General features: G+C 71.4%; 28 protein-coding genes and 1 pseudogene. 26 read left to right on the plus strand and 3 right to left on the minus strand.

The annotated features are described in order from the left end of the window. The first annotated feature begins 16 nt into the window (after window positions 1–16). The 10 genes from CP984_RS03225 to CP984_RS03275 all read left to right on the plus strand — a co-directional run bounded on the left by CP984_RS03225 (window position 17) and on the right by CP984_RS03275 (window position 8,269). A complete protein-coding gene (locus CP984_RS03225; RefSeq protein WP_003979446.1) occupies window positions 17–469 on the plus strand; it encodes a DUF6238 family protein in 453 nt (150 codons plus the stop codon). Window positions 470–494: 25 nt separating this feature from the next. Beyond that, a complete protein-coding gene (locus tag CP984_RS03230) occupies window positions 495–2,003 on the plus strand; it encodes a hypothetical protein (protein WP_003979447.1) in 1,509 nt (502 codons plus the stop codon). 10 nt (window positions 2,004–2,013) lie between these two features. After that, window positions 2,014–2,580, plus strand: a complete 567-nt coding sequence (locus CP984_RS03235) for a hypothetical protein (protein WP_003979448.1) — start codon at window positions 2,014–2,016, stop codon at window positions 2,578–2,580. 354 nt (window positions 2,581–2,934) lie between these two features. Continuing rightward, complete coding sequence (locus CP984_RS03245) at window positions 2,935–3,723, plus strand: hypothetical protein (RefSeq protein ID WP_003979449.1); 789 nt, start codon at window positions 2,935–2,937, stop codon at window positions 3,721–3,723. A 10-nt stretch (window positions 3,724–3,733) separates the two neighbouring features. Beyond that, complete coding sequence (locus tag CP984_RS03250) at window positions 3,734–4,348, plus strand: hypothetical protein (protein WP_003979450.1); 615 nt, start codon at window positions 3,734–3,736, stop codon at window positions 4,346–4,348. Between the two features lie 43 nt (window positions 4,349–4,391). Next, the gene (locus CP984_RS03255; RefSeq protein WP_030181308.1) at window positions 4,392–5,132 is read left to right on the plus strand and encodes a glycosyltransferase family 2 protein; all 741 of its coding nucleotides are present in this window, start codon (window positions 4,392–4,394) and stop codon (window positions 5,130–5,132) included. Continuing rightward, window positions 5,125–6,243 carry a hypothetical protein gene (locus CP984_RS03260; RefSeq protein WP_003979452.1) on the plus strand — a complete coding sequence of 373 codons (1,119 nt, stop codon included), beginning with the start codon at window positions 5,125–5,127 and terminating at the stop codon, window positions 6,241–6,243. Before CP984_RS03255 ends, CP984_RS03260 begins: the two co-directional genes overlap by 8 nt. A 32-nt stretch (window positions 6,244–6,275) precedes the next feature. Further along, window positions 6,276–6,731, plus strand: a complete 456-nt coding sequence (locus tag CP984_RS03265) for a hypothetical protein (protein WP_003979453.1) — start codon at window positions 6,276–6,278, stop codon at window positions 6,729–6,731. After that, on the plus strand, window positions 6,728–7,072 hold the full coding sequence (locus CP984_RS03270) for a hypothetical protein (protein ID WP_003979454.1): 345 nt from the start codon (window positions 6,728–6,730) through the stop codon (window positions 7,070–7,072). Before CP984_RS03265 ends, CP984_RS03270 begins: the two co-directional genes overlap by 4 nt. Window positions 7,073–7,162: 90 nt before the next feature. Beyond that, entirely contained in the window at window positions 7,163–8,269 is a 1,107-nt protein-coding gene (locus tag CP984_RS03275) for a hypothetical protein (protein ID WP_003979455.1), read from the plus strand. A gap of 68 nt (window positions 8,270–8,337) precedes the next feature. Here the strand turns inward: CP984_RS03275 and CP984_RS03280 are convergent, their stop codons facing one another. The 3 genes from CP984_RS03280 to CP984_RS03290 all read right to left on the minus strand — a co-directional run bounded on the left by CP984_RS03280 (window position 8,338) and on the right by CP984_RS03290 (window position 10,665). Beyond that, a complete protein-coding gene (locus CP984_RS03280) occupies window positions 8,338–9,105 on the minus strand; it encodes an IS5/IS1182 family transposase (protein WP_030191976.1) in 768 nt (255 codons plus the stop codon). A gap of 157 nt (window positions 9,106–9,262) precedes the next feature. Then, window positions 9,263–9,880: a GIY-YIG nuclease family protein gene (locus CP984_RS03285; RefSeq protein WP_003986998.1), complete on the minus strand. Its 618-nt coding sequence runs from the start codon at window positions 9,878–9,880 to the stop codon at window positions 9,263–9,265. 251 nt (window positions 9,881–10,131) lie between these two features. Then, a complete protein-coding gene (locus CP984_RS03290; RefSeq protein ID WP_003986997.1) occupies window positions 10,132–10,665 on the minus strand; it encodes a hypothetical protein in 534 nt (177 codons plus the stop codon). A gap of 504 nt (window positions 10,666–11,169) precedes the next feature. On the opposite strand from CP984_RS03290, the gene CP984_RS03295 reads away from it, so the two are divergent. The 16 genes and pseudogenes from CP984_RS03295 to CP984_RS03365 all read left to right on the plus strand — a co-directional run bounded on the left by CP984_RS03295 (window position 11,170) and on the right by CP984_RS03365 (window position 23,034). Continuing rightward, window positions 11,170–11,667 (plus strand): hypothetical protein, encoded by a 498-nt coding sequence (locus tag CP984_RS03295; RefSeq protein WP_003986996.1) that lies wholly within the window; start codon window positions 11,170–11,172, stop codon window positions 11,665–11,667. A gap of 98 nt (window positions 11,668–11,765) precedes the next feature. Beyond that, window positions 11,766–12,203: a hypothetical protein gene (locus tag CP984_RS03300; RefSeq protein WP_003986995.1), complete on the plus strand. Its 438-nt coding sequence runs from the start codon at window positions 11,766–11,768 to the stop codon at window positions 12,201–12,203. After that, window positions 12,200–12,985: a hypothetical protein gene (locus CP984_RS03305; protein WP_003986994.1), complete on the plus strand. Its 786-nt coding sequence runs from the start codon at window positions 12,200–12,202 to the stop codon at window positions 12,983–12,985. Before CP984_RS03300 ends, CP984_RS03305 begins: the two co-directional genes overlap by 4 nt. Next, window positions 12,982–13,839, plus strand: a complete 858-nt coding sequence (locus CP984_RS03310) for a hypothetical protein (protein ID WP_003986993.1) — start codon at window positions 12,982–12,984, stop codon at window positions 13,837–13,839. The genes CP984_RS03305 and CP984_RS03310 overlap by 4 nt, the downstream gene beginning before the upstream one ends. A 13-nt stretch (window positions 13,840–13,852) precedes the next feature. Further along, window positions 13,853–14,548: a hypothetical protein gene (locus CP984_RS03315; RefSeq protein ID WP_003986992.1), complete on the plus strand. Its 696-nt coding sequence runs from the start codon at window positions 13,853–13,855 to the stop codon at window positions 14,546–14,548. 23 nt (window positions 14,549–14,571) lie between these two features. Further along, the gene (locus tag CP984_RS03320; protein WP_030185257.1) at window positions 14,572–15,330 is read left to right on the plus strand and encodes a hypothetical protein; all 759 of its coding nucleotides are present in this window, start codon (window positions 14,572–14,574) and stop codon (window positions 15,328–15,330) included. An 86-nt stretch (window positions 15,331–15,416) separates the two neighbouring features. Continuing rightward, window positions 15,417–15,824 (plus strand): hypothetical protein, encoded by a 408-nt coding sequence (locus CP984_RS03325; RefSeq protein WP_030185261.1) that lies wholly within the window; start codon window positions 15,417–15,419, stop codon window positions 15,822–15,824. Between the two features lie 274 nt (window positions 15,825–16,098). Beyond that, the gene (locus tag CP984_RS03330; RefSeq protein ID WP_003987481.1) at window positions 16,099–16,479 is read left to right on the plus strand and encodes a hypothetical protein; all 381 of its coding nucleotides are present in this window, start codon (window positions 16,099–16,101) and stop codon (window positions 16,477–16,479) included. Beyond that, complete coding sequence (locus CP984_RS03335) at window positions 16,476–17,279, plus strand: DUF317 domain-containing protein (RefSeq protein WP_030185265.1); 804 nt, start codon at window positions 16,476–16,478, stop codon at window positions 17,277–17,279. Before CP984_RS03330 ends, CP984_RS03335 begins: the two co-directional genes overlap by 4 nt. A gap of 28 nt (window positions 17,280–17,307) precedes the next feature. Beyond that, on the plus strand, window positions 17,308–17,664 hold the full coding sequence (locus CP984_RS03340; protein WP_003987067.1) for a hypothetical protein: 357 nt from the start codon (window positions 17,308–17,310) through the stop codon (window positions 17,662–17,664). A gap of 223 nt (window positions 17,665–17,887) precedes the next feature. Beyond that, window positions 17,888–18,196: pseudogene (locus tag CP984_RS42760) on the plus strand (DUF317 domain-containing protein); the annotation flags it as partial. A 40-nt stretch (window positions 18,197–18,236) separates the two neighbouring features. Beyond that, window positions 18,237–18,494 (plus strand): hypothetical protein, encoded by a 258-nt coding sequence (locus CP984_RS42765; RefSeq protein WP_003987070.1) that lies wholly within the window; start codon window positions 18,237–18,239, stop codon window positions 18,492–18,494. A gap of 307 nt (window positions 18,495–18,801) precedes the next feature. Then, window positions 18,802–19,083, plus strand: coding sequence for a hypothetical protein (locus CP984_RS41870; protein WP_226048599.1), 282 nt, complete (start codon window positions 18,802–18,804; stop codon window positions 19,081–19,083). Window positions 19,084–19,422: 339 nt separating this feature from the next. Continuing rightward, window positions 19,423–21,210 carry a type IV secretory system conjugative DNA transfer family protein gene (locus CP984_RS03355; protein WP_003987072.1) on the plus strand — a complete coding sequence of 596 codons (1,788 nt, stop codon included), beginning with the start codon at window positions 19,423–19,425 and terminating at the stop codon, window positions 21,208–21,210. Window positions 21,211–21,294: 84 nt separating this feature from the next. Continuing rightward, window positions 21,295–21,906: a hypothetical protein gene (locus CP984_RS03360; protein WP_003987073.1), complete on the plus strand. Its 612-nt coding sequence runs from the start codon at window positions 21,295–21,297 to the stop codon at window positions 21,904–21,906. A 327-nt stretch (window positions 21,907–22,233) separates the two neighbouring features. Further along, window positions 22,234–23,034: a hypothetical protein gene (locus CP984_RS03365; RefSeq protein WP_003987074.1), complete on the plus strand. Its 801-nt coding sequence runs from the start codon at window positions 22,234–22,236 to the stop codon at window positions 23,032–23,034. Window positions 23,035–23,176 lie beyond the last annotated feature (142 nt).

Below are 23,176 nucleotides of genomic sequence, written 5' to 3' on the forward strand. Positions count from 1 at the left end.
GGCAGCAAGGATCCTCTTGACCTCTTCGAACACCACCAGCGACGCACACCCCTACCTCCGCGCCGCTACCGCCGGCATCCGCCACCACGCCCGCGCCCTGGACCGGACCGTGCCGCCGCAGCCGGTGGACCGCCTCCACCTCGACGTCCTCCACGCCCATCTCACCGCGCTGCACCGGCTCCTCGACCAGCTCGCCGAGGCAGCCCGTCCGGCGCATCCCGGCGCCGGACGGCATCTGGCCACCGCGCACACCCGGCTGTGGCAGGCGACCGCCGAGGCCCACGCGGCCTTCCATCTGCTGCCGTCCTCGGCCACGGACTCCGCCGAGTGCCGCCCCGAGCGGCTCCCGGAAGGACCGCCGGTCCTCACCATCTGCCAGCGCCACCTCGCCGCCGGGCACAGCGTCCGCCGCAAGACCACCCCCACCGACCTGAACCGTGCACCGCACACCACCGCATGCGTGCGCTGAACACCACCGCCGAATCGAGGGCCCGATGAGCCACCGGCCCGCCCGCCGCCGCGCCTCCGCATCCCCCCTGTTCACCCCGCACGGCACCGACCGGGCCAGCCGCAAGGCCGCCCGCCGCCAGCTCGCCGAAGCCTCGGCCAAAGCCCGCGCCGAAACAACCGCCCACCCGGCGGGCACCGCACCCGCCGAACACCAGGCGCCCGCACCGCTCTACCCGCCCGCCGGACGCCCCGGGCCCGGCTCCGCCCGCGGCAACCGCCTCAAGCTCCCCGCCCACCGCATGACCACCGCCATCGCGGCCGGCGCCTACCCCTTCCTGGCCGAAGGCGGCCTCGGCGCCGAGGGCATCTACATCGGTCGCGACGTCCACGCCGAAGCCTCGTTCGTCTTCGACCCCTTCGCCCTGTACGGCAAAATCGAAGGCTTCACCAACCCGAACATCTTGTTGGCCGGGGTGATCGGGCAGGGCAAGTCCGCGCTCGCAAAATCGTTCGCGCTGCGCTCCGTGGCCTTCGGCTACCGGGTCTACGTCCCGTGCGACCCCAAGGGCGAGTGGACGCCCGTGGCCCAGGCGCTCGGCGGCATGTCCGTTGCCCTCGGCCCCGGACTGCCCGGCCGCCTCAACCCCCTGGACGCCGCGCCCCGGCCCGAGAGCATCTCCGAGGCCGACTGGGCCAGCGAGATCCGCAAGCGCCGTCTGCTGCTGCTCGGCTCCCTGGCCCGCACCGTCCTGGGCCGGGACCTGATGCCCATGGAGCACACCGCCCTGGACGTCGCCCTCGACACGGCTGTCACCTGCGCTGCCGAGACCGGCCGCACCCCGCTGCTCGGTGATGTCGCCGCCGCCCTCAACAACCCCGAGCAGCTCGATGAGGCCGCCGGGATGATGTCCGGACGGCTCGGAGAGGCGGCCCGCGACCTCGCCCACGCGATGCGGCGGCTCATCCACGGCGATCTGGCCGGCATGTTCGACGCGCCCTCCACCGTGCGCTTCGACCCCAGCTCCCCGATGCTGACGATCGACCTCTCCCGGCTCGGCGGATCCGGCGAGGACACCGCCCTCGTCCTCGCCATGACCTGCGCCTCCGCCTGGATGGAATCCGCCCTCACCGATCCCCACGGCGGCCGGCGGTGGATCGTCTACGACGAGGCGTGGCGTCTGATGCGCCACCCGGGCCTGCTGCAACGCATGCAGTCCCAATGGAAACTGAGCCGCGGCCTGGGCATCGCCAACCTCATGGTCATCCACCGGCTGTCCGACCTGCTCACCGCCGGCGACGCCGGATCCCGCGGACGCGCCCTCGCCGAGGGGCTGTTGGCCGACTGCTCCACCCGCATCGTCTACCGCCAGGAAACCGACCAACTGCACGCCGCAGCCGCCCTGCTCGGCCTCACCTCGGTGGAGACCGAAGCCATCTCCCACCTCAACCGGGGCCGCGGACTTTGGAAGGTCGCCGGACGCTCCTTCATCGTCCAGCACCTTCTGCACCCCCACGAAGGCCAGCTCTTCGACACCGACGCCCGCATGCACTGAAAAGACGATCATGGAGCCCACCGTCCAACGCAACCTGATACCCCGTGACGGCACCCTTCACCTTGTCGGCGCGCTGGACGCGCTGAAGGCCAAGGCCGCCGACAACGCCCAGAAGTGGCACCTGCTGGACGAGAGCGGCCGCATACCGGCCGAGCCCTCCTTCACCGAGCTGTTCGAGCACGTCACCGGCGCGCAGGACCTCTCCCGCGACGTCCTGCGGCTCACCGGTGACTTCGCCACGAGCCCCCACAGCACAAGCCGCGCCGACCACGCCACTCTGGATCACCTCGCGAGGGCGAGCACCATGGCGGCCCACGCAGCGTCGCACTTCTCGGAGACCGCGGAGGCCGCCCTCCGCCTGCCGCGCACCCCAGCCGACCAGCACTATTTGAAAAACCGCATGGTCATCGACCACGCCACGGCCCGCGCCTACCTGCGCCGCACATCGGAAGCGCTGGGCGACACGGTCAAGGAACTCAACGGCCAGCTCGACTCCCATCGCATGTCCCCCACACCCTCCCACCGGGAGAGCCCCGTACCGCCGCCTTCGCCTGGACCGAGCGGTCGCCACCGCTGAACCGGGCCAGCGAACTCCATCCGGTGCCGAACCCGGAAGCCCGCACCGCGCGCCGGATGCCTCCACCGCACCGATCGCCAGTTGCCCGTAAAAGGAGTCGTGGCCGCTGACGAGGAGAGCACCTCGCGCCCCCACGGGCCTACGCTCACGCTGCTTCCCGGCCATCGCAACGTGAACACCCCGTTGAGGCAGGAACTAGGGCGCTGTCACGCGCACATCACCACGCCGCTGCGAGAGCGCGGCCTGCAGTGCGACATCCGCTCCGGTCTCAGCACCTGCATCGTGTGCGCGTACCCGCCGTCACAGGCGCGGCGAACACACCAACGCTGGACCACCGCCACCCTCTAGGAGCATATGACCTCCCCCCGCACCGACCTGGCTGCCTTCGCCGTCGAGCTTGCCGCACGCCTGCCCGGCCCCTGGACCAGTGAGTACCAGCGCCACGCGCGGTACGCGGACCAGTTCCCCCTCGCAGAGCAGCTCTGGGACCTCGGTCACGTCGATCACATCGTCAGCCAGTACGTCCTCAACCACGACGCCGTCCTCCACGGCCCCGACAGCCAGCGGCTCTACGTCACTGACCGCCCCCTGTATCCCCGCCAGTTCGTCGTCGCCCCGCTCGAACCCGACGGCGACGGCATTTGTCCCCACCACTTCGCCGGCGTCCAGGAACCGAACGGCATCGCCGTCTCCAACGCCCCGGCCCGGGCGGCCTTCCAGGTCACCCGTCGGCTGCTGCCCCGCTACGAGCAGGCCCTGCACCGGGTGCTCCGCAACGCGGCGACCGAGCCCGAGCTCCCGCACCGGCCCGCCCCGCCCCAGGTCGCCCAGACCCTCACCTTGACCTACTACAGCGACGGAGCCCTGGGCGTGCCGTACGAGAGCGTGCCCGCGGAGGCCCGGCTGGCGCTGTACGCCCACGGCTTCCAGTACCACCCGCACCAGGCCGCCTTCCTGCTGCCCGCCGCGTACGGCGAAGACGGCCGCGCGCTGCGCGTCCAAGCCGTGGCACAGCAGCTCGCCGCCCAAGGCATCGGCGTGAACCTCCGCGCCGCACCACAGGGGGCGGCACCCCCCGCCACATCCGCGCGGCCTGCCGCCCCTGCACCGGCCGGCGTTTCCGTGGCGGCCCGCCACCGGTAGCCCGACCGCGTTGCGCGAACCGGCACCCCGTATCTCTGGAGAGCCCCTGTCAACCCGTTCCTTCATCGCCCGGCCCACCCAGACCGGCTACGACGGCATCTACGTCCACCTCGACGGCACACCGAGCGAGAAGCTGCCCATGCTCCTCGCCGCCTTCCAGCACAAGTTCGGGCGGGACGTCGAGGCCATGGCCCAGCATCTCGTGGACGGCGTCACCGTCGGCTGGGACGAGCTGGGCACCGACCTCTTCTACGGAGCCCCGCACGAGATCGTCTCGGCTCTGACCGGCGGGCAGCAGTGGGCCAGCAGAACCCTGGACCACCTGATCACCCCTGACGGCTCGCCCCCGGTCCGCATGACGGTCACCGAAGAGACCGCCGCCGACCAGGACGTGCAGTGGGGTTACATCCTTCGCCCGCACGGCATCGAAGTAATCCCCGTGCCCCACGCCGAAGCCGGTCCCGTCATCGGCTGGGACACCGATCCGCGCACGGCATTCAGCAATCACCCGGGCCACTGGTCCTACCCCGTCCTCACACCGGGACCGTCCGCCCGCGCCGTACGGCCACCCCGGTCCGCTCCCGCAGCAGCGCTCGCAGAGTCCCGCCCGGCCGTCCGCCGCTGACCCCGTCTGTCCCCGCTTTCCGGAGATCGCCCTGCCCACGCCTCTGATCACGGTCGTCATCGCCACCCGCCTGCTCGAGGACCGCCTCGGCTACCTGACCGCCATGCACGCCAGCCTGACCCGGCAGTCCGTTCCCTGGGAGGCAGTGATTGCAGTTGACGGTGCCGACCCTGCCCGCCTGCCGGCGCCACTCGCAGCGGACCCTCGGGTCCGCACGGTCGCCGTACCCCGGTCCGTGGGCGCTGCCTGTGCCCGCAACCTGGCGCTCAACGATGTCCGCACCCCGTACGTGAACTGGGCCGACGATGACGATCTGTTCACCGATGACGCCATGTCCGCGCGGCTTGGCACGCTGGAGGCGACCGGTGTGGGCTGGTGCGCCGGATGGAGCGAAGACCTTCACCGCGACGGCTCGACCACCCTGTGGCGCTGCCCGGCGCCGCCCGGACGGCATGAGGCCGGTGACGTGTGGACGTACTGGAAGTCGCCGGCCGACACCATCCCGATCGGGCCGACCACCCTCCTCGCCCGCACCGACCTCGTCCGCGCAGCCCCGATGGGCGGTCTCGTTCAAGGGGAGGACTATTGCGCGGCCGTAGGCGTCACCTGCCTGGCCCCCGGAATTCTGCTGCCCCTGACGGTCTATCGCTACCGCAAACACGCAGGTCAGATGACCCAGGCACCGGCGTACGACCAATTGGAGGCGGCAGCCAGAGAGCACGCCTGGCACTACGGGCGCAGCCTGCGCGCCGCCGTCCGCCATGGGGAGCACCGCCGTGGCTGACGCGCAGATCATCCTCTCCTACAGCCGGAACCAGGGCATCATCGCCATCGCGTCCGGCGAAAAGTACGCCTCCGCCGGCAAGGCGCTGGTCGAATCCGGCTTCCAGCGAGGTGAGGCCGGGGTGTACCGCCTGCCGACCGAGGACCCGGACGTCTCCCGCACCACCGTGGCCGACCTGGTCCGCCGCGCCGAGGCACACGGCGCCACGGTGACGACCAGCAGCCAGCGCTTCATCGGCGACGTTGCCAACGACATCGCCCGCCTGCTGCCCGGGCCGTGGGAGGCGCAGGTGGAGCTCTACTCCCATCCTGTCTGGCAGGGGGACCTCGTGCCCTGGCTGTGGGACAGCGGGGAACTCGCCCGCGCGGTCCAAAGCGAGCGCATCCCGTACGCCGCCACCCTCACCCTCACCGAGGGGACTTCCGAGACCACGTTGCTGTTGGCGGAGCGCCCCGGCCACCGACTCAACTACCTGGTAGGCGCGTTCTCCCCGAGCCCGTTCGAGGAGGGTTACGGCGATCCGCACGCCCCGGCCAGCATCGTCTTGCCTCCCTTTCCCGGACGGGCGGCCCAGGCCATCACCGAGCGCTACCTGCCCGCCTTCGACCGGGCCCTCCACGCCCGCCGGACCACGGCCGTCGCCGACGCTCTCGATCGCATTCGCACCGAGCACCGCACCTGGACCGCGATGGTCGCCTCCGGCCGCGACAGCGACGCCACCCCGCTCAGCTTCGACGCGCTCGGCACCGCCACCGCACAGTTCCTGGACACCACCTGGCATGAGTTCCTCACCGTTACGGACCACGCCCCCGCCCTGCTCGACCGGTGTCGCCCCGCCGCCACCCCGTGGCCCGAGGACGCTGAGGCTCTCGCGCAGCTCGCCGACACCCTCAGCAATGCCGAAACGGTTCGCGAGGACCTCGCCTTGGGTACCCCGCTCACCCCCACGGAGCGCAACGCCCGCACATGGCCGGCCATCGAAACCTGGCTCACCTGCGGCGAAGCGTTCCTCCGGCAGGCACGAGCCGCCAGCCCACGCCCGCGGCCCGTCCTCACGGCCTCGGCGCCGCCCCTCGCCCTCCCGCCGGCCCGGCCCGCACCCCGCCGCTGACTGCGGCCACCCACGCTAGGAGCACCCTCTCTTTGGACCCCGGCACCCACTTCGCCTTCGGCACCCACCCACACCACGGCTTCGTCGCCTCCGCCACCTCCAACATGCCCGCGCACCTGGCTCACTGGTACCTCGTGCGGGAGCAGTTCGAGCCCGTAGATGGCCAGCCGGGCCTGTTCCGGCTGACCGAGCCCGAACGCGACGGCCCGCGCCGCACCCGGCAGGCCGTCCACGACCTGCGCCGCAGCGGGTACGCCGTGCACGCCGATGTCGCCCTCGATCCTGCCGCATCGGCCAACCCGCCACGCCCGATCAAGCCCCACGGACTCTCGGAGCAGCGCAGCCGGATCGCGCAGGCCGCCGGCCGCGTGTCACAGCGCCGTTCGGCGCCCACCACGTCGGCGCCCACCACGCGGCCAATCCCGCCGAAGCCCAGCTACGCGCCCACCGTCCACCTGCCTGCCTCTCCCGCCGGGCGGTCGCGATGACGCCCGACGCCGAGCCGATCAGCATCACCCGCGGGCAGGGCGACCAAGTCGAAGTCGAAGGCGCCATCGATCCCCTGGCCCAAAACGCCCTGAGCCGAGCGGGCTTCCTCTTCGAGCCGTCCCTGCATGGCCAGTGGGTCCGCCTCCCATTCGACATGGGGCGCAACTGGGAGAACGCACACGCCACCTGGGCGGCAGAGATGCTCAGCGCCGCCCGTTATCCCGTACGCCTCGACCCAACCCTGCACCACGAGGCCCCCGCGGCGGTTGTCGCCTCCGGGCCGAGGCGTCCGGCGGCCACGACCGCGCAGGCCCCGCCCGGCCGCGCGCCGCACCGCTGATGTCGACACCACCAGGAGGAACAGATCCCCGACCCTCACGCGACCGACATCGTCACCCTCTCCTCCCGGGTACGCGACTTCCATCTGCGCATGGCTGCCATCGACCGCGAGGCCGAGGCCGCTCTCGACACCGCTCGTGACCGCTACGGGCGCACGGTCCACCACCAGGTGGCCGCGGCAGCCCGCGCCCGCCGCAACCACGCGGCCGTCGACACGTACGCGACGTACCTGGCTGCGCACGCCGGCCCCCTGCTGGACGCTGCCCGCAGCGCCGTCGACGGGCTGCCGCCCGCCCGGCACACCCGCGCGTGGCGGGACCTGCTCGACGCGCTCGTCACCTCCCACACGGAGATCGTCCGCATCCTCGACCGTCCCGCCCCTCCCGGCTCGGCCGCCGAGCGCGAGCAGCACACCTTGGTGTGGCCCCATCTCGCCGCCTGGGCCGATTACGGCACCATCGCCGCCGACCTCGCCGAACAGACCCACCAGCCCGAGCCCGGGCTGACCGACGAGGAACGGCAGATGTGGACCGAAATGGCCCAGGCCGCGCGACGGCGAGGTGAACTGGACCTGTTCGAGTCGTGGTATGTGGCCGATGGCCGTCGCATCACGCTCGCCTACCTCGTCGAGGACGAGGACTCCACGGTGGTCGCGCTCGCCGGAGACCCGGGTGCGCCGGGCTGGGAGGTCATCGGGCACTACGCCCACGAGTGGACAGCCGGACAGGCGCTGCCGCGCCCGGTGCCGCCCGGAGTCCTGCGCCCCGACGCCGCGTCCCGGTTCAACCGTCCGGAGCCCGCCCCCGAGCGGCCCCTGCAGGAACTGGTCCAGGAGGTGGTCGAGGCTCGCGCCGCCGGTGATGTCGCCGATGCCCTGCTCAGCGCCACGCAAACGGGCTACGACGCCGGCCCGATGGTCCGCCTGCAGCACCTCCTGTCCACCGCCGCAGAGTTCTCGTACGCTCTCGAGACCGCCCAGGGCCGACAGATCGGTGCCCGGCTCGACGCCCTCGGACGGCAACTCGACTTCCTCGTGCAGGAAGTCCACGACGCGGCAGAGGATCTCGTCGCCACCGTCGCCGTCCTGCCACCGCACCGCACTCCGAAGCCCCCGCGGATCCGCCCGCGCCCTGCCCTGGAGACGACGCCTCCGCCCGCGCCGCCACAGCGCACCACGACGACCGCACGTCACCCATAGCCGATTCTGCTATCAGGGAGCTGCTTGTCTCTGGCTCTGGCTAAAGGCTGTCCCGTATGGGGTGGGGATTATCCGGTGAGGGCTGTGTTGTGGAGGCGGGCGATGCCCAGGATGGCCTGGTGAACGCCGCTGCCCTTGAGGCGGCAGTCCCGCAGGATCTTCCAGTTCTTCAGGCGGGACAGGGCGTGCTCGACGCGTGCGCGGGCCTTGCGGTGGACCTTGTTCTCGGCTTCCTGCTGCGGGCTCAGGGTTTCCTGCCCGCGTCGACGGCGGTGAGGAATGAGCAGGCCGGTGCCCTGATATCCGCCATCGGCGAGCACCGGAACGCCTCGACAGGCGATGTCGACACCCGACTCGGTGAAGGCCCGGCAGTCGTTACGGCTGCCGGGCAGGGGAGCGCCGACGGCCACGACCAGGCGGCTGTTGGCGTCGATGACGACCTGCAGGTTCGTCGAGTACCGGTAGTTCTTGCTGGAAGCGGCGACGCTGCGGTCCCGGGTGGGAATCAGGGTGCCGTCGACGATGTAGACGGTGTCCTCGCGCTTGCGGCGGGCCGGTGAGATCGCCAGCAGCGGCGCGAGGTGGTCCAGGATCCGGTCCGCGGCCGACTTGGAGATCCCGAACAGCGGCGCGACCTGCCGCAACGTGAGGTTCGTGCGCCAGTACGTGGCAACCAGTAACACCCGGTCCTCCAGCGGCAACCGCCACGGCCGGCCTCGCTGGACGTCACCGCCACGACGACGCACCAGCGCGACCAGGCGGTTGAACTGTGCCGGACTCAGCCCGGTGAACGGCTCGATCCACTTCGGATCGTCTGCTGACATCACCCCACCCATGCCCCGATCAACGTCCCAGCGGCCCCATCAGTTACGGGACAACTTTTAGGGTGACGTTGACCGGCCCCAGCGTGACGGCCCGAAATGGCCCCATTTTGCGAAGACCGGCAACAGTACGGAGCAGTCCACGGCGAGGGCATGCCCGAGTACAGTGAGCTTAGGAATTTGCGAGACTTTCCTCGGCGTACTGCCGAAGGAAGGCATGAGCGGCATTGTCGATCTCTGCGACGGGGTCTGGGCAGCTTTCGAAGTCGAACCACTCCCCGTGGGTGCGCCTGACGTTGAATTGCTCATGCAGGTAGCGTTCAAGAGGGTACCCACCGCGAGCGCTCCAGCGAAGTTCCAGTGTGGTCGCAGAGCCTGACTGCAACGACTTGATCCGCTGGGCTATGTCCTTCGCAACACCGATCTTGATCGAGTCAGGGGCGCCGTCGGGCGATACGGCGTACACCCAGCGGTCATCGAAGCAACTCTCTTCGCGCACTGCACGAGGCGTGGGCTGCTCCATCAGTTCGATCATCTCCTCATACTCACGATTCTTCCGCTCGTTGATTGCAACTGCCAGGCGGACCAGCTTGTCTCGGGCCTGCTCGGCAGTGACCGATCCAGCTGTAATCAGATCGAGGAGCTCAATCACAGCCGGGACTTCGATGTCAGTGCCCCAGCTGGGAGCGTCTCTGCGCGTATCACCGTCCATCCCAACCCCCCATTGCAAGGTGACGTTCTCGATGCGGTGACTACCGAAGGCCAGGTGCACGGTGAAGGATTGGGCCACGAGGCGTCCTCTCAGGGGTGGTGGGGTGGTGCAGGGCAGGGCCATGGTCGCCGATGCCACTGACATTGGTGGTCGTGACGCTTGAAGGAGCGACTTCGGCTGGCCCCACTGGACTCGGGCATGCCCTCGCGGTGAACTGCTCCGTACTGTTGGCGATCTTCACAAAATGGGCCACTTTGGGTCGTCCCGCTGGGGCCGGTTCACGACGTCACAACCACTGGATCCCATGGACAGGGCCGAATCCGCTCCCGTTATGGCCAACCGCCGCTGTCCCCGGCGAGCCACGCCCACGCCTGATGGGAAAGTTCTGCGGCAGCGGCTGCCGTGTCGCACAGCTTCTTCGGGGCGGTGCTGCGGTGGACCACGCTCTCAAAAGCCGCGTCTGCTTTCGCTATGGAACCGGCAAGCCAAGCAGCCATTTCGGTGATGTCCAGCTCGGTCGCTCGCCATTTCAAGGTGAGTATGCCGTCGCGTACCTCGGACAGGTCGCAGTCACGTGCGGCGCTGCCGTACTTCTCGACCAGATGCACCCCGAGGTTGTCGGCGAGCATGGTGCTCGCACCGCCGCAGCACCGCTCGGCGTTCAGGAAGTTGTCCGCTCCTGGCGCCGCAAACTCCGAGAGCTTGCCGCACATGGTGCCCACCACCGCCACCACGCGCTGGGCGCACGCCATGAGTACCGGTGCAGGCAGGTCGGCGGTGGCTACCTTGCGCAGCGAGGCTTCCGCCGCTTGGAGCTGGGCGCGGACCGGAGCGGGCACTACCTCGTCGAGTCGTCCGTGCATCGTGTAACTGCCCTCCCCTGGAAGCGCTGCACGCGGTCGAACAGTGATGGTTCAACGCAGGCCACGTCAAGCACTCTGTCCCGGTTCCGGGACCGGAGGGGCCGGAGCAGGACCTGCTCGGAGCTCTTCTGCAAGGCAGCCGCAAAACGATTTTGTTCCCTGGTTACGAAACGGTAGCTGTACCAAGGCCCGTTAAGGTCCCCAGCTTTACCGGAACCGTTGCCCGACACCTTCTCGAACCAACGACACAATCACACCGCGCCTCACCGGCGTGGTGCCAGACCCACGCGTCGCCCGCCCCTGTGCGGCACCCGCGCAGGTCACCTCCTCATGGCCTTGCTCCCGTCGCCATCGTCCCCCTTCCGCCAGCGACGCCACCCTCGCCTTCACCATCCCGCTTACCGGCCGCCCCACACCTCGAACTCTGAGGTCGGCATCACGGCGAGCACGCCTAATCAGGCACCCGAACTTCCCACTGACGAACGTCTTCAAGGAGATGCATCTATGGCTGTCCGCACCCAGTTCCCCGTCGAGCACCAGTGCGGCCACTCGGTCGTCCACGACCTGTCCGACCGCCCCGCCGACCGCCGAGCCGGCTTCGCCCGCTGGCTCACAGGAAAGGACTGCACCGACTGCTGGAAGGCGGCGCGCGACGCCGACACCGGCTCCAAGGAAGCGTGGCTCGCCGCCAAGCGTGCCGAGGAGCAGCAAGCCGCCGCCGAGTGGGCCGAGAAGTTCGACATGCCGCCGCTGGAGGGCCCCGAGCGGGTCCTGGACTGGGGCGAGCGGTCCCGCCACCAGCTGATGACGGCCGCGCACACCGCGCTGGTCGTCGAGGGCGCCTGGGACGAGCCGGACTGGGCGGAACTGGAGGAGAAAGCGCGCGTGGTCACCCGCGCCGGATGGTGGATCGACCAGAGGGACGCGGAGGGCTCTGACCTGCTCGAACTCCTCGACGCCGCCACCGAGCAGGACCGTGGGACGGAGAACCCGTTCCGCTGAGTGAGGCCGGAACATAGCCGGGAATCGCCGGTTAGCCAAACCGGCGATCGTCCGGACTATTGATCCTCCCGCCGCCCGCTTCGCGTGGAAGGATCTGCATGAACCCGCCGTCCCGGACGCCTCCGCCGACCCCGGCCTTCGCACCGACGCACGACCCGCTGACCCCCGCGCGGGACATCACCCATCAGCACTTCCAGGCCGGCGACCAGGTCGTCGTCCTCAAAGGGGTCGCCGGCGGGGAGCTGTGGGGGGATGCGATGCGCGTCGTCGCCCCGTCCTGGCACACCCCGACCGACGAGGACGGATGGCGGCTGCGCGACGCCACCGGGGGCGCCCAGACCTACGTCACCGCCCACCCCCGCTACCTCGTACATCTTTCGCGCCGCTGCCCCGACTGCCTGATCTACCTCCGCGCCGTGGAGGACCACCTCCTGGCGAAGTACCCCGAGTCCGACACCCTGGTCGACTGCGGCTGGTACACCACCACGGCGCTCGGCCAGCTCGTGCACATCGCCGACGCCCAGAGCGGCCGGTGACCCTCCCCGTCCGCCGCCCCGGCCGCGCCCTGGCCCTGCTCACGGCGAAAGCCCGGGCCACCGCTGATTTGGGCGCCGCCTCCTGGCCGGACCGCCTGGCCCAGGACCTGCACGACCTCGATGCCGACTGGCGAGAGTCGGCGGAGGTGTGCGCGGATGTCGCCTGGACGGCACGCGCCGCGGGGCACAGCGTCCTCGACCTGCTGCCCCCGGCCCAGGTCACCGCCGCCGGCCCCGATCCGGTCACCACCCGCACCTTCCGGCATCTGTACCTGAGCGCCCTGCGGTTCGATTTCCGCTGCCCCACCCTCCAGGCCCTGGTCGAACAGCTGCCGGACACCGCGCTGCGGTCGCTGGACTGCTACAGCCGCGCTCTGTACGCCTTCGCGCTGCTGGGCCAGTCCCGCCCCGCGGGCCTGACCGTCATGGACGAGGTCCTCGCGGAGGCCGGGGAGCACGACAAAACGCTGCACGTACTGCTGCACGGGCTGTGGCTCGGCCAGGACCTGGACCAGGGCACGCAGCGGCTCCTGGCCCTCAGCGCCCGGCCGGCCTTCGCCCCCGGCACCGATCCGATCGTGCTCTTCCGCAGGGCCGGCGCGCTGCGCCGGCTCGGCCGCTACGACGATGGGCTCGCCGCCCTCGACCGGGCCCTGGATCTTCTGCCGCCCGGTGACATTGCGGTGCACGCCGACCTGGTGCGTGAGCGCTCCTTGATCTGCGCCGCCCGTGACCTCCACCAGCGCCTGCCCGCCCGCGCTTTCGGAGGCACGCCGACGTGATTCCGCGCGTCAACGAACGCACCCACACTCCGCACGACCCGCTCAGCGAGGCGCTGGGGCGCGGGGCGCCCATCGAGGGTGGTCTGACCGAGCACGCCGTCGTTGCCTACTGGCCGGGGCTGGACTCCTACCTTCTGGACGACGAGCAGGCGACGTGGACCGCCACTCAGTGGGCCGAGCACCTGGAAGATCCGCTTCTGGAGCATCCGTTCGCTGCCAGTCCCCGGGGCGACCGGCGGGCCATCTTCCACCTTGATGTGCGGCTGCATGCCGACGACCGGGACCTGTCCGGTGCGGAGTGGGCTGAGGCTGCCCACCGCCTGGCCCGCGCTGCCGGCATCGAGACGCCGGGCGACCCCAACGGCTGCCACTGGATCGCCGTCCACGGCAAACCCGGGCGCCTCGATGTGATCGCCAACCTCATCCGCCTGGACGGCGCGTGGCAGCGCCAGCCCGCCGACCTGATGCGGCGGCTCTCGGACGAGGCCCGCCTCATCGAAGCGGCCATGCGCCTCACCCCCGTTCGGACCGCCTCCCCGCAGCGGGGCAGTACCCGGCCTGTGCCGAGCGTTTCGGCAAAGTTCGCCGCGGTTCTCGCCCAGTTGGCCGACGAACAGGGCGGGCCGCTGGCCGCGGTGCGCGGCCTGATCGAGCACACCGCCCACCGCCTCGCCGACCAGCCGGGTACCGCCAGTCCCGACACCGCACATCACCTGGAGCTGATCGCCCGCCGCCTCTACGGCATCCAGCACGACCTCCACACCACCGCCACCCGCTTGAACCCTCCACCCCGGCCACACCCCGTCCTCCCGACACCGCCCACCGCCACGGCGGCCACGCGCCACTCACCGTAGGAGAATCGCTTCTTTGCCCCATGCCGACCGCTTCCTGACCGTGCGCCGCGATCCGCACTCCGAGGAGGTCCTGGCCCGCGGCGGCGATCCGCAGGCGCACAGCGTCCTCCAGCGAGCCGGGCTCGTCCCCGTCGTCCGCGTCCACGAGACCTACCACCGCGCCCCGGCCGGCCTCGCCCCCGACGAGGAGACCCGCCTCGCCACCGCAGCCGTCGCCCGGCTGCGCACCGCCGGCTACCACGTCGACTGCGACGCGGGCTTCGAGACCGACGCCCGGCCGGTCAGCTACCTGCCGCTGGGCGCCTCCGTCGCCCACCTCGCCGAGCGCATCCGCACGGCCACCACCACGGAGGAGGCGGCCGACGCCCTCACCGAGCTGACCGCCGCCCACGACGGCGTCCTTGCCGCCCTCGGCGACATCCTGGCCGCCACCGCCGAGTTCCACGAGGGCCTCGGTGATGCGGCCGACCCCCACATCGCCCGACGGCTGCGCTACCTCGCCGACGAGCGCCTGCACACCCTCCGCACCGACCTGTGCCATACCCGCAACGCCCTCGCCGACCGGCACGCCCCGCACCCCGGCCGCAGCACCTGCACCGAACAGGTCCCCGCCACCGAACGCGAGCGCTCCGCCGTATGCGCCTGCCCGCCTCCACCGCGCACGGCCCTGGCCCCGCCGCCTGCCGTGGCCGCCGGGCCGCGCCGCTGACCCCCACCTCGCTCAAGGACACCATGCACGACCACGAAAACTCCGAGCGCCTGGCCTCCTACGCCGACGTCCTGGCCGGTGAACTGCCCGACGCCTGGACCAGCACCTACCACCCGCCCGGCGCCAAGCACGATCTCGCCGAACTGGGCGACCGGATCTGGGACCTGGACCTGATCGCCGAATCCCTCGCCGAGCATCCGCTGCAGCAGGCAGCCGTCCTGAGCCGCCCGGACGGCGCCCAGCTCGCCGTCCTTGAACGGCACGACGAACGCGACGGCTTCCTCATCGCCGCCGTCGCCCCCCGCGCCCTCCCCGACGAGGCATACCGCGCAGTACCCGAGCCGAACGGCATCGCGCTGACCGACGATCCTTTCCTGAGCGCCGAGCAGGTCGCCGGCGACCTACTCGCCCGCTACGACACCGCGCTCGCCCAGGTGCGCCACAACGCTGCCGCCGACGTCCAGCCGTCCCAGCCGGAGCGGGTCGTCCTGACATGGCAGCCGGACGGCAGCCTGGCTGCCGCACCCGTCGGCGAGACGGCCGCCGCCGTCCTGGCGGCCAACAGCTTCGTCCCCGACCAGCAGACCGGCATCTACCGCCTCAGCGGAGACGACACCACCGTGCAGGCCCGCGCCGTGCGCGAGACCGGCCGCCAACTCGGCGCGCACGGCATCACCACCGCACTCCAGCATCCCTCGGGCCGGATCGCGCCCACCGCCACACCGGCTGCCGTGCCGCCGGCCCCCGCTACGTCCCGCACCCCGGCCAACAGGGCTCGATAACCCAACGCGGGCCCGGCTCCCGGGCGCTGCCACCGTGCGACAGCCCTCCGCCCCCAGCACGCCGTCGCTTAACTGGAGAACCGTCCATGGCCAATCTGGCCGACGAGCACGGCACCGACGTCGAGATCTGCGTCAAGCCGCTGACCACCACCATCCACGCCGACACTCCCACCGGCGCCCCCGAAAGGCTCCACACCCTGCTCGACCAGCTCGGTCTGGAACGCCAGGAGGTCCGCACCGCCGACCCCGTCTACATCTGGCACGTGGTGCCCGAGCATCTCGCCGCCGACGAGCAAAAGCGCCTGGCGACCCGGGCCATCCCCGCACTCCTTCAGGCCGGGTACCAGGTCAACTGCACCTCCGCCGTCTTCGACGAAGCCGTCTACCAGCAGGCCCTACGCGACCTGCACGCCACCCAGTCCCACCCGGCGGTGCAGCGCCCGGCTCCGGCCGCCTCCCCCGCGCGCCCCGCGCCGCCCCGGCGCACCCCCTAAGGCCCGGCGGGCGGCCCGGACCCCGCCGGGCCGCCCGCCCGCATCGCCCGACCCTTCGGAGAAACCCGTAGCTCCCCGCACACCCCCACCCACCACGAACCGTCTCAAGCCCCGCCTGGCCACCGCTTTGTTCCGCCGCTATCTGCGCGCCTGCCTCCCCACCGGGCCGGACCGCCCCTCCCCGCTGGCCGGCGCCCGCCCGGAGGCCGTCCGCGCCGAGTCCCAGCGGACCGGATACCACCAGCACCACTGACCGTTCCCGACCCGGAGGAGCATGTCCCACCCCACCCCGTACACGGTGCGGCTGGCCGACGAGATCACCCGCCAGCTCGGCCAGCTCGCCGACCACCTCGCTCAACTGCCCCCGCAGGAAGCCCCGCAGGCCCTCGCCCGCATCCTTGATCCCGACAACGGCGTCTTCGGCGGCGTCACCCACCTCGTGATCACAGGCAGCGTGTTCGCCAAGGCCGAGGCCGAACGGGGAGCGCTGCCAGCGGAGGTGTGGCTCGCCCTCGGCCGGGCCTCGAACGAACTCAACGACATCGCGCTGGGCCTGGACGAGCACCGCGAGACCCTCCAGCACGCCAGCGCCCACCCCGCCACCAGGGCGGCGCCGCCGGTGCCCGCTCCGCTCGTCGTCCGGCGGCGCCGGTGAAAAAGAAGCAGTGGCACAACTGGGGTGCGGGCGAGCAGGCCCAGCAGCACTACCTCGTCCAGCCCCGCGCCCTGGCCGGCGGCGGCGATGTCCGGCACGTCTCCGAATTTCTGCGCGCCTGCGGCTGGCGGGACAAGTCCAAAACGGACGGCCCTCTGTTCATGCAGAGCCCGGACCGCGCGGTCCGCATCGCCTACGACCCCTATGTCCAGCCGGGCGGGTGGAGCATCCACGGCGCCGCGAGCCGGCACCAGCCCGAGTGGTGGGCACACCTCGGCCGGCAGACGCCGGTGGAGATCGTCGCGGGCCTGACCGACGCCCTCACCCAGCCCCGGTCCGCGCACGCCCCCAACGTGTGGGCGCCGCTTCACGGGCAGCGCTGGCGCACTGAACCCGACGCTGAGCAGGTCACCGCAACCAGCCCCGACGGCAGCGCCTGGATGCAATACCACCAGAGCCCCGACGGCGCGGCGATGTGGTGGTCCGGGGCGAAGGACGAGCAGGGCAACGGCTGGAACGCCCAGTTCGCCTCGAGCACCCCGATGCACCTGGTGCAAGCCTTCTCGGCCGCCCTGGCCAGCCCCGAGCCCGTGATGCGCCCGCTCGGCCGTGTCCCGCCCAGCACCCAGATCAAGACCACGTCGGTGTCCGTCCTGCCGTCCCAGCTCAGCGCCTGGCAGCAGGCGCGCATCACTGCCGCCCGCGCCGCCACCTGGGCCCGCAACACCGCCCGCAGCGCCCGGCCCCGCACCGCGGCCCGCCCCCACGCTCACGCGGGCGGCCCCCGAGCCCGCCGCTGACCCCGCCGCCGACCTCCCGAGGAGCCTTGTGCCCGCACTCACCCCGGATGCCATCCGCACCGCGACCGAGACCCTGTCCCGCCTGACCGACTACCTGCGTGACAGCCCCGATCCCCAGCAGGCGCTCGACCTGGTCGAGCCGCTGCTGGACGAATACACCGGTCTTCCCGTCCAGCTCGCCGACGCCCTGCGCGCCCTGGCCCGCGCCGTACAGGAACACCCGGACACCCCGCGCAGCCTCGAAGCCGACCTGCTGGTCATGGAGTTGCGCACCGCCGCATGGGAACAGGCCGACCAGCACACCCTCCACTACGTCCTCGACGACCTGCGCGCGCTGCACGCCAGCGCCTGCGGCACCGAAGCGGAGTGTGGCCCGTGCCGGTGAGCGAACGGCAGCTCGCCGCCTTCGCCGACCAGCTCCCCCGGCGCATCCCCCTCGACACCAGCCCCCGTCACCTCGCCGGCGCCGGCGATGCCCGGCACGTCACCCACGCACTCGCCGCGGCCGGATGGGCCCGCACCTCCGACCCGTTCAGCCCCGAGGTCATCCTGCGCAGCCCGCAGGGCCGGTGCACCCTGCACTTCGACCCGCAGTCCGTCACCTCCGCATGGTGGCGGCTGCGGGGGCCGAGCCCACCGACACCGAGCCGGGCTGGTACGCCGAGTTCGGTGACCTCGTGCCCGCCGAGATCCTCGGCCGCCTCACCGACGCTCTCACCGGCCCGCCGCCGCCCCGGCCGCCGGGCCCGTTCCAGGCCCTCAAGTCGGCGGGATGGCTGTTGAGCGACGCGGGCACGGCCCACTCCCCTGACCGCATGTGCCATGTAGAACGCTGTCCTGATCAGGAGAGCCTCCGGGGCTTCTGGCACGTCGAGACCTGCGAGCCAGGGCACGGCACGCTGCTGGGCCCTCGCATCTGGCACGCCCGGTTCGACGGCCAGGTCCCCGACCATCTCGTTGGGCGCCTTCATCACCGGGCTCGCCGATCCCGCCCCGCTCCAGCGCGGCATGTTCGACCGCACCGCCCACCACAGCGTCGTGCAGGAACCCAGCTCGCGCACTCCCGAACAGGTCGTCGCCGCGCATGCCAACCGGCTCGATGCCATCCGCGCACAGGTACGCGCCGCCCGTCGCCAGCAACCGCCCCGCCCCGCCGCAGCCCCGCCCAGGGCCGGCGTACCCCGCTCGTCCGGCCGCCCACCGCTGACCCGTTAGGACCCCCGCCGTCTCCCCCGACCACACCGCTCACCGCGAGTTCCTGCAGCACCTCGACGACTATGTCCACGACAGCAAGGCGATCCTCGATGCCTGGGACGCCTACTCCGACGAGCACACCGACCTCGACGGCTGGCCGCACGACGACCACGCCTACGGGCTGCGCCAGAGCCAGCGCGACGCCGACACCGCCGCAGCATTCGAGAACATCCGCGCAGGCGCCCGCCACCTGCTGGCCACCGCCGAGGCACAGCTGCGGAGCATGCCGACCGGTGCGGTGCAAAGCCACTGGGTGTACCGGCTCGGGGTGCTGCATACCGCGCTCGACCGCCTCGACGCCCTGCACGAACAATGGCTGCTCACGCGCGGCAGCTTCCCCGCCGACGTCCGGCCGGGCACCCCCGCCTTCGACGAAGCGCTCGCCGAGCACCACGCCGAATCCTGGAGCTACCTGGACGACTGGGCCACCCACGGCCACGTCCTTAAGGACATCAACTCCGCATCCCGGCATTCCTCCACACCCCTGGCCCCGCCGCCGACCGCGACCGCTGCCCCTGCCCCCGGCCGGTCACCCTCGGTACGGAGATGACCGGGCCCCGGCACCCACACCACCACTGTCACACTCACCGGCCCCCCGAACGCGTGGAAACCCCGGTTCGGTGAGCACACGCCACCGCACCTGATCGCCGTTCCCAGCCCCCTTACCGCGCGCCAGCAGCCGTTCAGCCTCCCGACCGCCAGCCCGGTCTTGTGACGCGACCGGGACGCGCCCACCGAGCAGGTCCTCTCCCGCCGGGAAGACCACGTCCCCACCGCCCGTCGCGAGCATTCTGCCGACGAGCGCGAGCGAGCGCCCTGCGACGGCCGCCGGCCTGAAACGGCCGCAGCCGCTGGCCTCTTTGTCCCCGCCCGGAGGCACGTAGCCCCCTTGCCCCCCTCGTCCAACAGCTCCGACGGGTACGACATCGCCTTCCGGCTCCTCCTCGGAGTCCTCGCCATCGTCGTCCCCTTCTCGAACCTCGCCTGGCTGTCCGGCAACATCACCGCCTGCCTCACCGGCCTTCCGTGGGCGCCGTACCAGCCGACCGCAGCCCTGCTCCATCCCGACCAGCTCTGGCCTCAGGCCACAGAAACGTCCCTGCTTGTCGGCGCCCGCATCGTTCCCGGCGCCGTCCTCCTCGCCCTCGGCGCCGCAGCCGGTGTCCTGTGGGCCCGCCACAAGAACCGCAGCGGCAGTCGGAAGAAAAAGATCACCGGCATGGCCAAGGCGCGGGACATCGAGCCGCTGATGGCCAAGGCGATCGAGGCCAAGGCCCGGTCCCTGCGCCCGAGCCTGAAGGACACCAAGCACATCGAGGCCAAGGACACCGGCATTCTCCTCGGTAACCTCCAAGGCACCCCGCACGAGGTGCGGATGGGCTACGAGGATGTCGCCGTCGCGATCATGGCTCCGCGATCGGGGAAGACCACCTCGCTGGCGATCCCCTCCATCCTGTCCGCCCCCGGCCCTGTCCTGCTGACCTCGAACAAGGCGGCGGGCGACGCCTACACCACGACGCTCGACGCCCGAGCGGAAGTGGGACGGGTGTGGTCAATGGACCCGCAGCAGATCGCCCACGCCACTCGCGAGATGTGGTGGAACCCCCTCGCCACCGCGAAGACCCTGGACGGCGCCAACCGGCTGGCCGGCCACTTCGTCTCCGCCTCCGTGGACGCCTCGCAGCAGGGGGACTTCTGGTCGAAGGCCGGTTCCAACATCCTGAGCCAGTTGCTGCTGGCCGCTGCCCTCGACGAGCGTCCGATCACCGACATCATGGCCTGGCTGGCCTTCCCCGCCGACCGCACCCCGCTCGATATCCTGCGCGACCACGGCTTCGCCGCCGTCGCCGCCCAGCTCAAGGGCACCGTCGAGGGCCCGCCCGAGACCCGTGACGGCATCTACGAGACGGCCCGCCAGTACGCCGCGGCCCTCCTCAACGCCGAGATCGCGGCGTGGGTGACACCGCAGAAGGACGTCGCAGAGTTCCGGCCGTCGCAGTTCGTCACCTCCACCGACACGCTCTACCTGCTCAGCAAGGACGGCGGAGGCGGCGCTTCGGCACTGATCGCGGCGTGCGCGGACGCGGTGATGCGGGCGGCAACCGCCGAAGCTGAACGCGCCGGCGGACGTCTTGACCCGCCGGCTCTGGCGATCCTCGACGAGGCGGCCAACGTGTGCAAGATCAGCGACTTGCCGGACCTGTACTCCCACCTCGGCAGCCGCGGAATCATCCCCATCACCATCCTCCAGTCCTACCGGCAGGGCCAGAAAGTCTGGGGGGACGCGGGCATGGACGCCATGTGGTCCGCCTCGACCGTGAAGGTCATCGGCAGCGGAATCGACGATCCGGATTTCGCGGACAAGCTGAGCCGCATGATCGGCGACCACGACGTGGAAACCACCTCCATCTCGCACTCCGAGTCCGGGAAGTCGACCTCCGTGTCGATGCGCCAGGAGCGGATCCTGCCCGCCGACGCGATCCGCGCCCTGGCCAAGGGCACCGCCCTGTGCTTCGCCACCGGCATGCGCGCCGCCATGCTCGACCTGCGCCCCTGGTACGCCGAGCCCGGCGCCAAGGAGTTGTCCGCCGCCTCCGCCCGCGCCTCGAAGGCCATCACTGAGCGCGCCGTCGCCAAGGCAGCCCCCGCGCAGACCGACTTCACCACCGCCACCTGACCCCCGGCGCCCATGCCCCGGCCCTGACGCCGCCACCGAGCGGCAACTCTCCCACCCGACCACTGCTTTGCCCCTTCGGAGACCATGGCCTTCCTCGACCACAACGACGTCGTCATCGGATCCACTGACGACGGCCACACCTTCGTCCTGCTCAACCGGGCCCTCCCCGCAGCCCAGCGCATCCTGACCGACCACGGCTTCACCGCCCACCAGCCCAGCGGCCCGGGCCGCCCGCTGTACCTGCTACCGCCCGCCTACGCCGGGGAGCAGGCCAACACCCGCACCGGCGAAGCCATGCATTTCCTCTTCCAGCACACCTGGGACGTGACCGACCTCAGCTGGACCACCCGCTGGAACCCGGACGAGCCGCTGCCCGAACCGGACGTCCACTTCCATGTCTCCGGCGAGCGCGTCACCGCCACCGCCCGCACCGACGCCGCCCGCCGCATCCTGGCCAACCACGGCTTCACCCCCACCCGGGAGGGCTACGCCCTGCCCGTCGGCACAGATGAAACGCGACAGCTCGGTGCGGTCGTCCAGGCGGAGACCGCCCTGTCCATGGAGAACCTGGGCACCCGTATCCGGCTCGGCTTCCGCACGCCCGAGGACATCCCCGCAGCTCCCGCCCGTACGAGCAGCCACACCGCCACACCGCCCGCAGCCCCGGTTCCTGACCGGCCGCGCCGTACCCGCTGACCGCCCAGGCGAAGTGCCGAACTGGCCTCCAGGCCCGTCCCGTCCCGTCGCGGCGGGAGGACCACGATGACTGAGTCTCACGTGCGCAGTTCCACGCCGCCTGCCGGTCACACGCACCGGCTGTACCTGGCCCAGCTCTCGACTACCTGCACAAGAGCGAGCCAGCCGCCGAGCCAGTCCCCGCCCCTGCCCAGGCGAAACCCGCAGCCACCGCGAAGCCGTCCGCCCCGCGCCGGCGACCTTCGTAAACGCCTCCGCCGCCACGCGAACGCGGCGGCCCGGTACACCGCCGCAGGCCCCTCACCGAACGGAACCGTCCCGCCGCCGATGACCGCACCCACCGCTCCGGCCGAAAAGCTCCTGCTCCTGGGGGGCGATTTCGCCCGCCAGCACGACTACCTGTCCTGCCTGCGGCTGGACGGCCTCAGTCCGGCGACCGCTCTGACGCAGCAGTCCATCCCCACCCAGGATCTGGCCCGCTTGGCGCTGGACATCGTCGAGGGCCTCGACGCCCAGCGGATGTACCACAGCCCGGAGATCCGCACCGTGTACGCGCGGGTCCGGCAGCTCGCCCACCTGGCCATCGACACAGCCGACCACCTTCTGGACGCCGAGGACATCCTCGACGACACCTATGCCGGAGTTCCCGCCAAGGGCGAAGGGCCCCTGCTGACCTACCGGCAGGCCCTTGAGACGGCCAACAGCCGTCTCATCCTCGTCCGAAAGCTGACCGCCCCGGCCCCCCAGGACACGCTGACAGCCGCCGAACTCTTCGTCACCGAACGGCGCCGCCGCGGCGAGATCCCGCCGCAGCAGCCGCCCGCCTTCTCCCCCGCCCAGTACACCGCGCTGCGCGCGGTGGCCCGCGGCGAAGTGACGATCGCCGACGACAAGCCGTACCTGCACCGCGATGACTGGCGCATCGCCCTCAGCACTCTGCGCTCGCTGGAGGACCGCGGCCTCGTCGCCCGCGAGAAGTGCCCGCTGTGGCTGCACGACGAGCGGGTGCACCTGAGCGCCGACGGCCGCCGCGACCTGATCGCCACCTTCGGCCGGCCTCCGGCCCCCGCGCGCACCGCCGCCCGCCCGGCCCCGGCGCCCAAAGCCACCCCCAGCCGCTCTCTCTAACTCGTCCCCGGGAGATCTCACGCCCACCGACGACGCCCCCACCCCGCACGTCATCGCCCTCGCCCTCGCCGCCCAGATCCACCCGGAGGCCGCGCCCCGCGACGTAGTCGCCAGCTTCAATGTGCGGCGCCAGGCCGACCCC

Origin of the sequence: Streptomyces rimosus (assembly GCF_008704655.1) — a bacterium.
GTDB lineage: Bacteria > Actinomycetota > Actinomycetes > Streptomycetales > Streptomycetaceae > Streptomyces > Streptomyces rimosus.